12 protein-coding genes are annotated in these 14,742 nt (G+C 70.1%); 5 read left to right on the top strand and 7 right to left on the bottom strand.

Annotated features, from left to right (window positions below):
* Positions 1-19 precede the first annotated feature (19 nt).
* The 5 genes from ACTOQ1_RS14585 to ACTOQ1_RS14565 form a co-directional block, all read right to left on the bottom strand.
* Positions 20-1,477, bottom strand: a complete 1,458-nt coding sequence (locus ACTOQ1_RS14585; RefSeq protein WP_440067398.1) for an NADH-ubiquinone oxidoreductase-F iron-sulfur binding region domain-containing protein — start codon at positions 1,475-1,477, stop codon at positions 20-22.
* On the bottom strand, positions 1,474-2,295 hold the full coding sequence (locus ACTOQ1_RS14580; protein WP_440067397.1) for a hypothetical protein: 822 nt from the start codon (positions 2,293-2,295) through the stop codon (positions 1,474-1,476). The genes ACTOQ1_RS14585 and ACTOQ1_RS14580 overlap by 4 nt, the downstream gene beginning before the upstream one ends.
* 140 nt (positions 2,296-2,435) lie before the next feature.
* The gene (locus ACTOQ1_RS14575; protein ID WP_440067612.1) at positions 2,436-3,869 is read right to left on the bottom strand and encodes a DUF1996 domain-containing protein; all 1,434 of its coding nucleotides are present in this window, start codon (positions 3,867-3,869) and stop codon (positions 2,436-2,438) included.
* A 5-nt stretch (positions 3,870-3,874) separates the two neighbouring features.
* Positions 3,875-4,543 (bottom strand): DUF4142 domain-containing protein, encoded by a 669-nt coding sequence (locus tag ACTOQ1_RS14570; protein ID WP_440067395.1) that lies wholly within the window; start codon positions 4,541-4,543, stop codon positions 3,875-3,877.
* Between the two features lie 15 nt (positions 4,544-4,558).
* Complete coding sequence (locus tag ACTOQ1_RS14565; RefSeq protein WP_440067393.1) at positions 4,559-4,690, bottom strand: hypothetical protein; 132 nt, start codon at positions 4,688-4,690, stop codon at positions 4,559-4,561.
* A gap of 159 nt (positions 4,691-4,849) precedes the next feature.
* Here ACTOQ1_RS14565 and ACTOQ1_RS14560 point away from each other — a divergent pair, with 159 nt between their 5' ends.
* The 3 genes from ACTOQ1_RS14560 (at position 4,850) to ACTOQ1_RS14550 (ending at position 11,021) form a co-directional block, all read left to right on the top strand.
* Complete coding sequence (locus ACTOQ1_RS14560) at positions 4,850-5,389, top strand: sigma-70 family RNA polymerase sigma factor (RefSeq protein ID WP_329090583.1); 540 nt, start codon at positions 4,850-4,852, stop codon at positions 5,387-5,389.
* Entirely contained in the window at positions 5,389-5,592 is a 204-nt protein-coding gene (locus ACTOQ1_RS14555) for a zf-HC2 domain-containing protein (protein ID WP_440067391.1), read from the top strand. Before ACTOQ1_RS14560 ends, ACTOQ1_RS14555 begins: the two co-directional genes overlap by 1 nt.
* 548 nt (positions 5,593-6,140) lie before the next feature.
* Positions 6,141-11,021 carry an NAD-glutamate dehydrogenase gene (locus tag ACTOQ1_RS14550; protein WP_440067390.1) on the top strand — a complete coding sequence of 1,627 codons (4,881 nt, stop codon included), beginning with the start codon at positions 6,141-6,143 and terminating at the stop codon, positions 11,019-11,021.
* A 105-nt stretch (positions 11,022-11,126) separates the two neighbouring features.
* Here ACTOQ1_RS14550 and ACTOQ1_RS14545 read toward each other — a convergent pair whose 3' ends face one another.
* A complete protein-coding gene (locus tag ACTOQ1_RS14545; protein WP_440067389.1) occupies positions 11,127-12,194 on the bottom strand; it encodes a hypothetical protein in 1,068 nt (355 codons plus the stop codon).
* Between the two features lie 103 nt (positions 12,195-12,297).
* Here ACTOQ1_RS14545 and prfB point away from each other — a divergent pair, with 103 nt between their 5' ends.
* The gene (prfB, locus tag ACTOQ1_RS14540) at positions 12,298-13,416 is read left to right on the top strand and encodes a peptide chain release factor 2 (protein ID WP_362837605.1); all 1,119 of its coding nucleotides are present in this window, start codon (positions 12,298-12,300) and stop codon (positions 13,414-13,416) included.
* Between the two features lie 201 nt (positions 13,417-13,617).
* Here prfB and ACTOQ1_RS14535 read toward each other — a convergent pair whose 3' ends face one another.
* Complete coding sequence (locus tag ACTOQ1_RS14535) at positions 13,618-13,809, bottom strand: hypothetical protein (RefSeq protein WP_440067387.1); 192 nt, start codon at positions 13,807-13,809, stop codon at positions 13,618-13,620.
* 236 nt (positions 13,810-14,045) lie between these two features.
* Between ACTOQ1_RS14535 and ftsE the strand changes: the two genes are divergently transcribed.
* On the top strand, positions 14,046-14,735 hold the full coding sequence (gene ftsE, locus ACTOQ1_RS14530) for a cell division ATP-binding protein FtsE (RefSeq protein ID WP_012888192.1): 690 nt from the start codon (positions 14,046-14,048) through the stop codon (positions 14,733-14,735).
* Positions 14,736-14,742 lie beyond the last annotated feature (7 nt).

Genomic DNA, 14,742 nt, shown 5'->3' with positions numbered 1-14,742 from the left:
TGGAGCGGCGAGAGACGGCTCACGCCCCCTGCGCCACGCGCAGCGCGAGGGCCGGGCACATCTCGACGGCCCTGCGGGCCATCCGCCGGAACTGGGCGGGTACGGTGTCGCGGCCGAACACCGGGTAGCCGTGCTCGTCGAGGTGAACGAGGTCGGGGGCGAGCTGGGCGCACAGGCCGTGGCCCTGGCAGCGGGTCCAGTCCACGGTGAGCTTCACCTCGGGCTCGTTCTCCTGCGGGGGCAGGGGGAGTACGCCGAGCACCGGGCGCCCGCAGCTGCCGCGCAGCAGGTGCTCCTCGATGTCCTCGGGGAAGGCGTCCAGCGCCGACAGCACGAATCTGGACGTTCCGTCGGGGTGGAAGCACGCGCCCCTGCCCTTGACGCTCGCGGCCCTGCTCCGCAGCTCGTCCAGGGCGGAGGCCGACCCGTTCACGAGCTCGGCCATCGACTGCGCGACGTCCGGGAGTCCGAGACGGCAGGGACCGCACTGCCCCGACGACTGGGCGGCCAGGTACTTCGCGACCCTGACCGTCTCGCCCAGCGGGCAGGTCTCCCCGCCGAGCGGCACGATGATCCCGGCGCCGAGCTGGCCGCCCGCCTCCGCGATGCCCTGGCGGGAGACGGTCGCCACGGCCGCCGCGTCCGCGTGCAGCCACGCGCCGTGGTACCCGCCGACCAGCACCCCGTCGCCGGTGGAGGCCTGGCAGGCGTCCAGGACGGCGTACAGCGGGGTGCCGGTCGCGACCTCGACCACGGCCGGGGCCTTGGCGGAGCCTCCCACCGTGAGCAGGACCGTCCCCGGCTCGCGCGCCGTGCCGACGTCGGCGTACCGCTCCGCGCCCAGGGTCGCGAGGACCGCGAGCTGGGCGTACGTCTCGGCGTTGGACAGCAGGGTGGGCAGCCCGTTCACGCCGCTCTCCACGGCCCTGACCTTGCGGCCCGGCGGCTCCCCGACCTGGCCGTTCACCGAACGGACCAGCGCGCCGCCCTCGCCGGAGATGAACCTCTCGACGATGCCGACCACCCGGACCTGGCCGCTGATGCCCCGTTCCTCGACCGCGGCGGCCACGGACGCCTGGCCCATGCCGCCCTCGACGGTCGCGATCACGACCTGCTTGGCGCCGATCGCGCCCGCCGCGAGCAGCGCGCCCTCGATGACGAGGTGGGGGGTCCTGGTGAGCAGCATCGTGTCCTTGCTGCTCGCGGGCTCGCCCTCGGCCGCGTTGACCAGGACGATCTTGTCCGCCTTCTTGTCCATCACCGCGCGGACCTTGCGGGCGAAGGGGAACGCGGCCCCGCCCCGCCCGCGCATGTCCACCTCGTCGGCGAGCGCCGCCAGCTCCTCGCCGGACATGCTCGGCGCCGTGCCGTGCATGTCGCGGTGTTCCGCGAGGTCCATCCTGCGGCAGTCCTCGAGCCCGGCGGTCAGCCGGGCGGGCCCTAACTGGCGGACCGGGGGAACGCGGTAGGGAATCATCCGACATCTCCGATACGACGAAGCTCCGGCGGGTCCTCACGGACGATGCGCGGGATGCGGCCGACGATGCTCGTGGGCGGGGTCAGCTCCACGGCGACGGGCACCTCCACGGGCACCTCCTCGCGCACGACGATCGGCTGGGGCTGCAGCTCGGAGATCACCCTGATCAGCAGGGCGGCTCCCACCGCGACCAGGCAGACCACGTAACTCCAGGTCACCCACTCCGCGGGCGCGCGGCCCGCGGTCAGCCCGTGCAGGACCGCCATCGGCCACGCCAGGTAGGCGGAGCCGTGCAGCATGCGCCAGAGCCACGGCCTGCGGTTCTCCGCGAACCTGGCCCGGGCGACCCCGGTGAGGAAGACAAGGATCATCAGGTCGGAGGCGATGGCGCCGAAGCCGACGTACAGGCTCTGGCCGCTCGCGCCCAGCGGGACCACGACGGACGCGAGAGAGGTCCTGCTTTCGATGATCTTCATGATGACGTGGATGGCGAGGAAGCCCATGCCGAGCATGGCGGCGGCCCGGTGGGCGAGCTGCGACCGGATCCTGCCCAGGACCGGCAGCACGATCCGGTCGGCGGAGAGCAGGCCGAGTGCCACGGTCGCGGTGAGCGAAACGAGGGCGATCACGCCCGAGAAGAACGAGAAGACGCCACGGACGGCGGCTGCCACCTCCATGCCGGGCGCTGTCCGCCCGAGCATGAGGAGGCCGACCACGGAGATCGTGATCGTGACACCGAGGCCGATCCTGGCGGGCCTCTGGTCGAGACTTATCCCGGCCTCCGACCGGGTGTGTCTCGGAGTCCGTCTGTTACCCACCTATGGCTCCTGTCTGCGAAGCGGCTCGGACGTCTGCGTCCGAGGGTGATGGACTCTGATATCGCGAGATGCCGCCCCCCGTCTCCGCGGGGTGTGGAAGAGGCGCGGAGACGGGGGGCGGCGGTCCCGGAAGGAAGCCGTCAGCAGCGACGGTTCCTGTTGATGCAGTCGACGACGAGCCTCATGAGCCGGTCGGGCATCACATTCGCGAAGTCGGCGTGGTCGGTGACGGGGTTGTGCCGTTGCTCGGGGAAGGCGTCCAGCGCGAAGGACGGCGTACGCGGCGTGGAGTAGACCAAGGTCATCCGCAGCTGCGGGATGGCCCTGGTGCCGGACGGGCAGGCGCCGTTCGCGTCGGGGAACAGCACGTGCGTGCGGTGGTTGGCGCTGTCGGTGTTCTGGCCGTCCCAGCAGCTGGGGAAGTCCAGGATCCGGACGAGCTGGCTGCCGCGGGGGCAGAGCGGGTACTTGGTGGTGATCCGGTTGGTGAAGCCGGTGCAGCTCCACTTGGCGAGGGCGTTCGCGCCGCCGTTGGTGGCGGCCTTGGCGTCACCGGTGATCATCCTGATGAAGCGCGGCATCGGGCTCACCCTGGAGACCGCGTTCCCGCGGAACTGCAGGCTCACCTGGCGCGCCTGCATGATGGTGCCGACGTTGCCGTCCGGGTCATCGGCGTTGGCGTCGCTCGTACGGTCGCGAAGGACCGGCCAGAAGTAGGTCGAGCGGTCGTTGAGCGCGCACGTGGTGCCCGCGGCGGCCAGGGACTGGTCCGTGGAGAACGCGTCGGTCGACAGGTTGCCGACGTAGTCGTGGATGTGGTGGGCGCCGTTGGTCACACCGGGGGCCACGATGAAGTTGTCGGAGTTGCGGTGGCCGTTCCTGTTCGTGCCGCACCGGGAGGTGAAGAGGCCGGCGGAGCCGCTGCGCCGCGGCCGGATCTCCTGGACGTTCCGCGGGACCTGCCGGATGTCGATGAAGTCCTCGGGGAACGGCCCGAGGTCGGCGCACTCGGCCTCCTCGTCGTCCTCGTCGTCCTGCGGGGGAGCGGGGGTCTCGCTGGGAGCCGGCGTCTCCGCGGGCGGGTCGTTCGGCGGGGCGTCGGTCGGCGGTGCCTGGGTGGGGCTCTGCGAGGGCGCCTGGGTGGGCCTGCGACGGGCGTTGCCGTTGTCGGCGTTCTCCTGCTCAGGGGCCTGCTGCTGGTCGGCCGACTCCTCGGGGGCGGGCGGCTCCGTGGGAGACGCCTGGATGAGGCTTCCGCCCGCGAGAGGCGCGTCGGCGGGCTGGTCCTGGGCCGGCTGGTCCTGAGGGGGCTGGTCCTGCGCGGGGGGTGCCTGGTCCTGGTTCTGACCCTGCTGGTTCTGGTCCTGCTGGTTCTGACCCTGTTGGTCCTGCGCGGGCTGGTCCTGCGCGGGCTGGTCCTGCTGGCTGCGCTGGTTCTGCTGGTTCTGGCCCTGCTCGGCGGGGTCGCAGTGGTCACCGTAGGCGGGGGCCGTGACCGCCACGGTGAACGTGACGGTGGTGAGCGTGCTGGCGGCCAGCGCCAGCGCCGACAGGGAGACGAGCGAGCGTTTCATGATTTTCAAGCGTTTTCTCTCCTCACAGGTGTGTCGAGAGCGGAGACGGGCGGCGCCGGGGAGGGCATCGGAGGCTCGGGCAGGTCCGAGTGGTCGACCAGCCCCGTGCTCTCCAGCAGGGTCATGTGCTTCATGACCACCTCGACCGCCCGCTGGGCGAATGTCCTGACCAGGTCGTTTCGGGTGCCGGACCGTACGCCGGCGACCGTCACGAAGACCTTTCCGTGGGCCGCCCGCAGCAGCTGGGCGAACAGGAGGTCGTACTCGGCGCCCGGCTCCACCGCCGCCAGCTGCGCCATCCAGCCCTGCTGGTCGGCGTTGGGCTGGTCGGGCAGCGGCACGTTCAGCTTCGCCGCGAGGGCGCGAACCTCCTCGTCGAGCTTGAGGTGGTCGGTCATCAGGTGCATGCCGACCTCCTTCACCCGCTTGCTCGCGGCCTTCTGCTGGGCCTGCTGACCGCTGGGAATCTCCCAGAGACCGGCCAGCCGGACCTTGACCAGCAGGTCGCGGTCGGCCGCGCCCAGCGGCCCCTGCGGGGTCTGGACCCAGCCTTGCGCGGCAGCCCCGCCGCCGGGCGGGGTGATCAGGACGACCGCCACGGCGGCGATCGCGATGAAGGCCCCGAACAGCAGGGGTTCGCCGTTCTTGAAGCGGCGGAACAGTGATCTGAACATGGCCCGGTTCCGCTCTCAGAGACTGGCCGCTACCAGGGCCTTCTCGGCGCCCGGCGTGGTGTCGAACGTGCCGCCCGGCCCGTGGGGGACCGGGTGCGTGAGGAGGAGGACAGCTCCGACCGGCCACGGAATGTGCCGCACTGCCATGTCGTTTCCTTTCCCCGAGGCCCGCCGGTGCGGGCGCACTTGGTGGGAGGTACGCGGTGCCGCTCGGGGTGGTTCAGAAGAAGTGATGAGATAGTTAGAAATGACTGGAGTTGCCAGAGTTGCAGACGGGACTCATAACGAAGGTGTAAAGATGTGCCCGTGCGTCAACTCGACAGTCGGTTCGAGAGCGCGGACACCGATGTCCTCTTGGTAGAAGATCTGTATCGGGAGTTCGGTGTACCCCTGCTCCGCCATGTGCGTAAGGCCACCGGTAACGATCTGCAATGGGCGGAGGACGTCGTCCAGGAGACGCTCGTCCGAGCCTGGCGCAATGCAGGAAGGTTGCAACGAGAGCCCGGCCTTTTGTGGGCCTGGCTCCTGACCGTCGCCCGGCGTATCGTCATCGACGGTCGTCGCAGGCGAGGGACTAGACCACAGGAGGTCGAGCCCGCCGACGCGAACGCTGTGCCCGTTCCCGACGGGGCCGATCGCGCGCTGGAGGCGATGATCGTCGCCGAGGCGTTGCGAGAACTGTCCCCAGAACACCGCGAAGTCATCGAGCAGACTTACCTACGGGACCGTACGATTAACGAGGCGGCGGAAATCCTCGGGATACCGCCGGGTACGGTCAAGTCCCGGCTTTACTACGGGATCCGGGCTCTCCGAAAGGTCCTGAAGGAGAGAGGTGTCGCGAGCTGATGGTCCCCTCCCCGCATCATGACGTGGCGGCGTACGCGCTCGGGGTTCTCGACGAAGAGGATCACGAGGTGTTCCAACGTCACCTCATGACGTGCGAGGAGTGCCAGGTCGAGCTCCGGGAACTCAGTGAGGTTCCCGGACTCCTCGACGGGGTCAAGCGGGACCGCTCCAATGCCCTGGACGACGACCGGATGCCACATTGACGTTTGGTCGGTTTTGGGGTGATATCAGAAGCGGTGGTGTGTCCCGGTCAACGAGGATCGGGACAGGCGGCCACTGGAGGTGTCGTGCCACGGGCCATGCCCGATGGGCGGAGTGCGGGCCGATCGGCCCAGCCCGCCGGGCGAGGTGCCCGGAGCGAGGTCGGACTCGCCCGGCGGCGCCGTAGCCGTTCCGAGGCGACCCTGTGGGATGATTGCCCTACCGCCACCTCGCAGGGAGAACCCGCCGTCTCCGACCAGGAGCCCTTCCGTTCCCCGCCGGCAGCGGCGAGAGACCGTGGCTCCCATGACGAGCCGTGGCGCCTGGCCGAGATCCCGATCATCCGTGACGAGACGACCGCCCCGCGGCGGGCGTTCCGGGCCCGGATCTCCCGGGAACGGAGCCGGTGGCCGGGCGGGGGCACCGCATCCCGGCGGGCGCGCGCGACATCACTTCCGCTCCGCTGGGCAACATTTCTCCGGGAATCATGACTTTCGCCATGGAATCCCGTCCAACCATGCACAACCCCTCACAAAGGAGTGAGAGCGACATGCCGCTCGACGAGGCCAAGGACGAGCTGCTGAGGAGTGCCGCGGAGACGTACGCGCGCACACCGGGCGGCGATCACGTGAGCGTGGAGGAGGCGCTCGCCTTCCTGCGGCTCTACTACCGGCATGTCGCCCCGGAGGACCTGCTCGGCCGGGACCTGACGGACGTGTACGGCCCGGCGATGGCCCAGCGGCGGCTCGCCGAGAGCCGTCCCCAGGGCCGCGCCCTGGTGCGGGCCTACACCCCCACCACGGAGGAGCACCACTGGGATCCCGGGTTCTCCGTCGTGGAGATCGTCACCGACGACATGCCCTTCCTCGTCGACTCGGTGACGATGGAGCTCGACCGGCACGGCATCGGCACCCACCTGGTCATCCACCCGCAGATGCGGGTGCGCAGGGACATGACCGGCAAGCTGCTCGGGGCCGGCGAGGAGGACGTCACCGGGCAGGTGCTGGCCGAGTCCTGGATGCACTTCGAGATCGACAGGCAGGCCGGCGAGGCCGCGCTCAAGGCGATCGAGACCGACCTGCAGCGCGTCCTGGAGGACGTGCGCGGCGCCGTCGAGGACTTCGTCAAGATGCGGGCCCTCGCCCTGCGGACCGCCGAGGACGTCTCGGCCAACCCGCCGCCCCTCGATCCCGCCGGGGTGGAGGACAGCCTGGAGCTGCTGCGCTGGCTGGCCGACGGGCACTTCACCTTCCTCGGCTACCGCGAGTACCGCCTGGAGGAGGGCGAGCAGGGCGACAGGCTGCACCCGATGCCCGGGACCGGGCTGGGCATCCTCCGCAACGACAGCGCCGACTCCGGCAGCTTCGCCGCGCTCCCCCCGGAGCTGCGCGCCAAGGCCCGTGAGAAGCAGCAGATGCTGATCATCACCAAGGCCAACACCCGGGCCACCGTCCACCGCCCCGCCTACCTCGACTACGTGGGCGTCAAGCTCTTCGACGCCTCGGGCGAGGTCGTGGGCGAGCGGCGTTTCCTCGGCCTCTTCACCCACGTCGCCTACAGCGAGTCGATCTCTCGTATCCCGGTGCTCAGGCGGAAGCTGGCCGCGGTGATGGCGCTCGCCGGGCTGACCGCCGACAGCCACGACGGCGGGGACCTCATCGAGATCCTGGAGACCTTCCCCCGCGACGAGCTCTTCCAGACCTCCGTGGACCAGCTGCTGCCGATCGCCCTCGGCGTGCTCAGGCTCCGCGAGCGCAAGCAGGTGAAGCTCTTCCTGCGCCCGGACGACTACGGCCGCTACGTCTCGTGCCTCGTCTACCTCCCGCGCGACCGCTACACCACCAAGATCCGCATCAAGATGCAGGAGATCCTGCTCAAGGCGCTCGGCGGCACCTCCTTCGACTACAGCGCGATGATCGGCGAGTCGGCCCTCGCCAGGCTGCACGTGGTGGTGCGCGGCGAGCGCGGCAGGCCGCTGCGCGCCGACACGGTGAACGTCGAGGAGCTGGAGGCGAGGCTGGCCGCCGCCACCAGGTCCTGGGAGGACGACCTGGCCTCCGCGATCGCCGAGCTGAGCCCCGAGGACGAGGCGCCCACGCTCATCCGCCGCTACGCCACGGCGTTCCCCGAGGGCTACAAGGCCGACTTCCCCGCCCGGATGGCGGTCGCCGACCTGCGCCGCCTGGAGGTGCTGGCCTCCTCCACCGACGAGATCGGGATGAACCTCTACGAGCCGTACGACGCCTCGGAGGGCGAGCGCCGCTTCAAGCTCTACCGTCTCGGCGCGCCCGTCTCCCTGTCGCGCGTGCTTCCGCTGCTCCAGCGGATGGGCGTGGAGGTGGTCGACGAGCGGCCGTACGAGATCGACCGCGACAACGACCCGGCGACCAAGGACGCCTGGATCTACGACTTCGGCCTGCGCTACACGCCCTCGCCCGAGGTCGACAGGGACGAGTTCAAACGGCTCTTCCAGGACGCGTTCGGCGCCCTGTGGGCCGGGCGGGTGGAGAGCGACGGGTTCAACGGGCTCGTCCTGGCCGCCGGGCTGACCTGGGAGCAGGCCGAGATCCTGCGCGTCTACGCCAGGTATCTGCGCCAGGCGGGCACCACGTTCAGCCAGGAGTACATCGAGCGGGTGCTGATGGGCAACGTGCGGCTCGCCCGGCTGCTGGTGCGCCTGTTCGAGGCCAGGCTCAACCCCCGGCGCCCGGCCGAGGTCCGCTCCGACCTGTCCGACGCGCTGCACGAGGAGATCCTCGCCGCCCTGGACGAGGTGGCCTCGCTGGACGAGGACCGGATCCTGCGGGCCTACCTGGAGATGATCCGCGCCACCCTGCGGACCAACTACTTCCAGCGGGCCGACGGCGAGCGCAAGCCGTACGTCAGCCTGAAGCTCGACTCGCCGTCGATCAGCGTGCTGCCGCTGCCCCGGCCCAGGTTCGAGGTGTTCGTCTACTCGCCCCGGGTCGAGGGCGTGCACCTGCGCTTCGGCAAGGTCGCGCGGGGCGGGCTGCGCTGGTCGGACCGGATGGAGGACTTCCGTACGGAGGTGCTCGGCCTGGTGAAGGCGCAGATGGTGAAAAACACTGTCATCGTTCCCACCGGCTCCAAGGGCGGCTTTGTCGTAAAAAATCCGCCAAAGTCGGGGTCGCGGGAGGACACCCTGGTCGAGGGCATCGCCTGCTACCGGATGTTCATCTCCGGTCTGCTCGACCTCACCGACAACCTCGTCGACGGTGAGGTGGTCCCGCCCGCCGACGTCGTCAGGCACGACGGTGACGACACCTACCTGGTGGTCGCCGCCGACAAGGGCACCGCGACGTTCTCCGACATCGCCAACGCGGTGGCCAAGGAGTACGGCTTCTGGCTGGGCGACGCCTTCGCCTCCGGCGGCTCGATCGGCTACGACCACAAGGCCATGGGCATCACCGCCAGGGGCGCCTGGGAGTCGGTCAAGTACCACTTCCGCACGACCGGCGTCGACATCCAGAGCACCGACTTCACCGTGGTCGGAGTCGGCGACATGTCCGGTGACGTCTTCGGTAACGGCATGCTGCTCTCCCAGCACATCCGGCTGGTCGCGGCGTTCGACCACCGGCACATCTTCGTCGACCCCCAGCCGGACGTCGCCAGGAGCTACGCCGAGCGCGCCAGACTGTTCGCGCTGCCCCGCAGCTCCTGGGAGGACTACGACGCCTCGCTCATCTCGAAGGGGGGCGGCGTCTGGTCCCGTACGGCCAAGTCGGTCCCCGTCTCCGCGCAGATGCGCGCCGCGCTCGGCATCGACGGCGACGTGACGTCGCTGGCTCCCAACGACCTGATCAGCGCCATCCTGCGGGCCCCGGTCGACCTGCTGTGGAACGGCGGCATCGGCACCTACGTCCGGGCGTCGAGCGAGTCCAACGCCGACGTCGGCGACAAGGCCAACGACGCCCTGCGGGTCACCGCCGCCGAGCTGCGCTGCAAGGTGATCGGCGAGGGCGGCAACCTGGGCTTCACCCAGCTCGCCCGGATAGAGTTCGCGCTCAACGGCGGCCTGGTCAACACCGACTTCATCGACAACTCCGCCGGGGTGGACACCTCCGACCACGAGGTCAACATCAAGATCCTGCTGGACCGGGCCGTCCGCGACGGGGAGCTCACCGACAAGCAGCGCAACCAGCTCTTCCTCGACATGACCGACGAGGTGGCCGGGCTGGTCCTGCGCGACAACTACGACCAGAACGTGGTGCTGGCCGCCGCCCGCGAGCAGGCTCCCGAGATGCTGCACATCCACTCGCGCCAGCTGCGCAGGCTGGAGCGGGCCGGGCTGCTCAACCGGCAGCTGGAGTTCCTGCCGTCGGACAAGATGCTCGCGGAGCGGCGCCAGGCACGGCTCGGGCTGACCGCGCCGGAGTTCTCGGTGCTGCTCGCCTACACCAAGCTGGTGGCCGACGCGGAGATCCTCGCCTCCGACCTGCCCGACGACCCCTACCTGGAGTCCTGGCTGGTGTCCTACTTCCCGTCGGCGCTGCGCGACCCCGGGCTCCGCGCCTACATGGGCACCCACCCGCTCCGCAAGGAGATCATCACCACCGGTGTGGTGAACGACCTGGTCAACTCCAGCGGGACCACCTTCATGTTCCGCCTCGGCGAGGAGAGCGGCGCGTCCACCCCGGACATCGCCCGCGCCTACCTGGTCACGCGGGAGGTCTTCGACATGCCCAGCCTCTGGCGCCAGATCGAGGAGCTGGACAACAAGGTCGACACCTCCACCCAGATCGCGATGGAGCTGGAGGCCCGCAAGCTCGTCGAGCGGGGCACCCGCTGGCTGCTGGGCAACCGGCGCCCGCCGCTCGACCTGGCCTCCACCGTCGGCTTCTTCGCCAAGGGCATGAACGGCCTGCTGCCGCACCTGCCCAAGCTGCTGACCGGGTCCGACCTGTCGGCGTTCGAGGAGCGGCGCGACGCCTTCGTCTCCCGGGGCGTGCCGTCCGAGCTGGCCGAGCGCGTCGCCGCCATGGTGCCCGCCTACTCCACGTTCGACCTGGTCGAGGTGGCCTGGCGCACCGGCCGTCCCGTGCACGACGTCGCCGAGGTCTACTTCGACCTCGCCGACCGGCTCCAGCTCTCCAGGCTGCGCGAGCGCGTCGTCGCGCTGCCCAGGGACAGCCGCTGGAACTCCATGGCGCGGGCCGCGCTCCGCGACGACCTCTACGCCGCGCACGCCGCGCTCACCCACGACGTCCTGACGCACAGCACGCCCGGGCTGTCGCCCGAGGAGCGCCTGGCGCGCTGGACCGAGGCCAACTCGGCGGCGGTCTCGCGGGCGCGGCAGACCCTGTCGGAGATCTGGGAGAGCGACAACTTCGATCTCGCGACGCTGTCGGTGGCGCTGCGCGCGATCCGCACGCTGGTGGCCACCATCAACCTCCCGCACGTCGACGCCTGACCCGCCCGGCGCCCGGCCGGGTCCCTCACCGGGGCCCGGCCGCGCGGCAGTTCCCGGTGCGGCGGGTCCGGTCGCGGAAGGGGTGGGGAGGGACTGTCGCGCGGGTTACGCCACGGTGACCTTGGTGAGGCCGCCGAGATAGCCGATGACCTTGGCCGATCGGCCGCTGCCCTTGGCCGGGACCGTGCTCACGTACAGCTGTGTCTCCACCGTGCGCAGTTCCTTGGGGATGAACCGCTCCTTCGTCAGCTTCCTGGCCTCGGGCGGGATCTGGATGTCCGACCCGCACGGTGTGATCTTGATCGTCCGCGTCGTCGTCCTGATCAGGGAGTAGAGGACGAGCGCGCCGCCGTCGGCGGTGCGCAGCGCGTGCACCGGGTAGTCGCTCGCGGCGAAGATCGAGTCGTAGCTCAGGCAGTCGTCCGCCTTCCCGTCCGCCCGCCTCCTCGTGATCTCGTCGGCGAAGCCGGTGGTGTGCGGGCCCGCCTCGATGAGCCCCGCCGCGAACCCCCGCTCGCCCTCCTCGGCCGAGGTCGCGTGCAGCGGGGCCATCAGCCGCGGGCTGATGGCCAGCGTCGCGTCCTCCTCGCCCAGCGCCGTCGCGTAGCCCTCCGCGTCCGTGGCGACCACCGGGGGCCGGACGCCCTCGTCGAGCAGCGAGGTCGAGCTGACCTGCCAGTCCTCGCCGTCGTCCCGCATCAGGGTCAGCACGGCGGTGCGGACCCGGCCCGAGGGCTCCTTACGGTCCACGACCGCGGCGAACCAGAGCGGGCCCCGCTGATCGCGCGGGACCAGCAGCCGGGAGGGACCCCACGTGTAGGGGGGGAGGGCCTTGGCGGAACCGTCGAACGCCGCGGAGGTGAGGGCTCTCTGCCCGTCGCGGGTCTGCTCCCGCATGAGCCTGCGATCGGCCTCCAGGTGCGGCACCGCCGCTCCCAGCACCCCGTCGGCGCCCACGACGCCCGCCAGCGCCTTCTCCGCCTCGGCGAGCGTGACCGGGGGCGGTGAGGGGACGGACGCGGCGGAGGTGGCCGGCGTGACACCGCCGGCGGGGGAGCTCCGCTCCGGCGGGGCGTCGCCGGAACCGGAGCACGCCGCGGTCGCGGCGGTCACGGTGATCAACACCAGCGCGAGTGCGAGCGCACCCCGTCGCCCGTGTTCGCGCACGTCCACCTCCCGATGCTCCCCGATGCTCCCCCGATGCGGGCCATGCTAGCCATGGTGGGGGAGCGCGCCGTACACGATGGGGTTCGGAGGTCGCGTACCCTTTACAGACGTGGCACTCATCGATCCGGCAGAACAGATCAACGAGCTTACCGGGACGCTGAACAGCATCCAGGACGTGCTCGACCTCGGCGCGATGCGCAAGCAGATCGAGGAGCTGGAGGATCAGGCCGCCGCGCCCGACCTGTGGAACGACCAGGATCGCGCCCAGAAGGTCACCAGCAGGCTCTCCTACCTCCAGGGCGAGGTCAACAGGATCGAGTCGCTGGGGCAGCGGCTGGACGACCTCTCCGTGCTGTACGAGCTGGCCGCCGACGAGGAGGACGACGACACGCGGGAGGAGGCCGACCGCGAGCTGGAGTCCCTGAAGAGCGACATCGGCGCCCTGGAGGTCCGCACCCTCCTGTCCGGCGAGTACGACGCCCGCGAGGCGGTCGTCACGATCCAGTCCCAGGCGGGCGGCGTGGACGCCGCCGACTGGGCCCAGATGCTCCAGCGGATGTACCTGCGGTGGGCCGAGCGCAAGGGCTACCCGACCGACGTCTACGAGACCTCCTACGCGGAGGAGGCCGGGATCAAGTCGACGACCTTCACGGTCAAGGCCCCCTACGCCTACGGCACGCTCCGCGGCGAGCACGGCACCCACCGCCTGGTCCGCATCAGCCCGTTCGACAACCAGGGGCGCCGCCAGACCTCCTTCGCGGGCGTCGACGTGGTGCCGGTCGTGGAGACGACCGACCACATCGACATCAACGAGGACGACCTGCGCGTCGACGTCTACCGCTCCTCTGGACCCGGCGGCCAGGGCGTCAACACGACCGACTCCGCGGTCCGCCTGACCCACCTGCCCACCGGCATCGTGGTCTCCTGCCAGAACGAGCGCTCGCAGCTGCAGAACAAGGCGACCGCGATGGCGGTCCTGCAGGCCAAGCTGCTGGAGCGCAAGCGCCAGGAGGAGAAGGCGGCGCTGAACGAGATCCGGGGCGAGTCGACCACGTCGTGGGGCACCCAGATCCGTAACTACGTCCTCCACCCGTACCAGATCGTCAAGGACCTGCGGACGGGCGCCGAGGAGGGCAACCCGAGCGGGGTGCTCGACGGCGACCTGGACAGCTTCATCGAGGCCGAGATCCGCTGGACCCGCCGCCAGGAGTCGGGCGCCGACGAGTAGAGCGTCATCTCCCGGTTCCCGGGAGGGGAACGCGCGGCACCGGGGGCCGGCGGGGAGCGATGGAGACCGTCCTCTCCCGCCGCCTTCGTCTCGTCCCCGGGTGCCTGTTCCCCGGGCCTGCCGAAGAGCTCGCTCACGGGCGCCCCTGAGCGCCCGTGACGCGATCTCCGCCCGCGACCCCGGGAGCCCCCGGGAGGGCGGTCAGGTGCCGCTGAGGTGCTTCAGGGCCAGGGTGAGGAAGAAGAGCGCGATCAGCACCAGCGACAGGAGCGCGGGGGTCATGCCTCCGAAGCCGTTGTTGTGCATCCGGTCGCGGTACGCGCGGCAGCGGGGGCAGCGGCCTTCCGCCACGGGGTGAGCGCACCCCGCGCAGACCAGGTCTTCACAGCTCATGACGTCCTCCCTCTTCGAGGTCAGAACTACTTTATGCGGTCGTTACCGGGCGCCGAATCGTTTTGTTTCCGTTATGGGCTTTCCATGCCAGTCTTCCCCCTAGACTGGGCTCCGGCCAACCGGAACGTCGATCGAGAGTAAAAGACCGGCGCCCCCCGGCCGGCGAGAGGCGGAAGTGGCCCTCTGCCACTCCTGCGACCGTCCTAACCCCTAGACTGGCATGCCGTGATGCGCCCGTGATCCATTTTGATAATGTCACCAAGGTCTACGCGAACCAGAACCGGCCCGCGCTGGACCACGTCAGCGTCGACGTCGACAAGGGCGAGTTCGTGTTCCTCGTCGGCCCCTCGGGGTCCGGGAAGTCGACCTTTCTCCGGCTGGTCCTGAAGGAGGAGCGCCCCAACTCGGGTGCGATCCACGTGGCCGGCAAGGACCTCGCCCGACTGTCCAACTTCAAGATCCCGCACCTGCGCCGCCGGATCGGATGTGTCTTCCAGGACTTCCGGCTGCTCCCGAACAAGAACGTGTACGAAAACGTCGCGTTCGCTCTGGAGGTCATCGGCAAGCCCCGGCGTTTCATCCGTAAGGTGGTCCCGGAGGTCGTCGAACTGGTCGGCCTCGAGGGCAAGGCACACCGGATGCCCGACGAGTTGTCCGGTGGCGAGCAGCAGCGGGTCGCGATGGCCCGGGCGTTCGTCAACCGGCCGATGATCCTGCTGGCCGACGAGCCGACCGGAAACATCGACCCCGCGACGAGCATCGGCATCATGAAGGTGCTCGACCGGATCAACCGGACCGGCACCACGGTCGTCATGGCCACGCACGACGCGGCCATCGTCGACTCCATGCGCAAGCGGGTGGTGGAACTGGAGGACGGAAAGATCGTCCGTGACCAGTCGCGAGGCGTGTACGGCCAGGCGTACTGACACCAGG

It is taken from the genome of Streptosporangium sp. OZ121, assembly GCF_051918885.1.
Classification (GTDB): domain Bacteria; phylum Actinomycetota; class Actinomycetes; order Streptosporangiales; family Streptosporangiaceae; genus Streptosporangium.
Note: the sequence above shows the minus strand (reverse complement) of the source record. Positions and strands in the feature narration are given on the sequence as shown.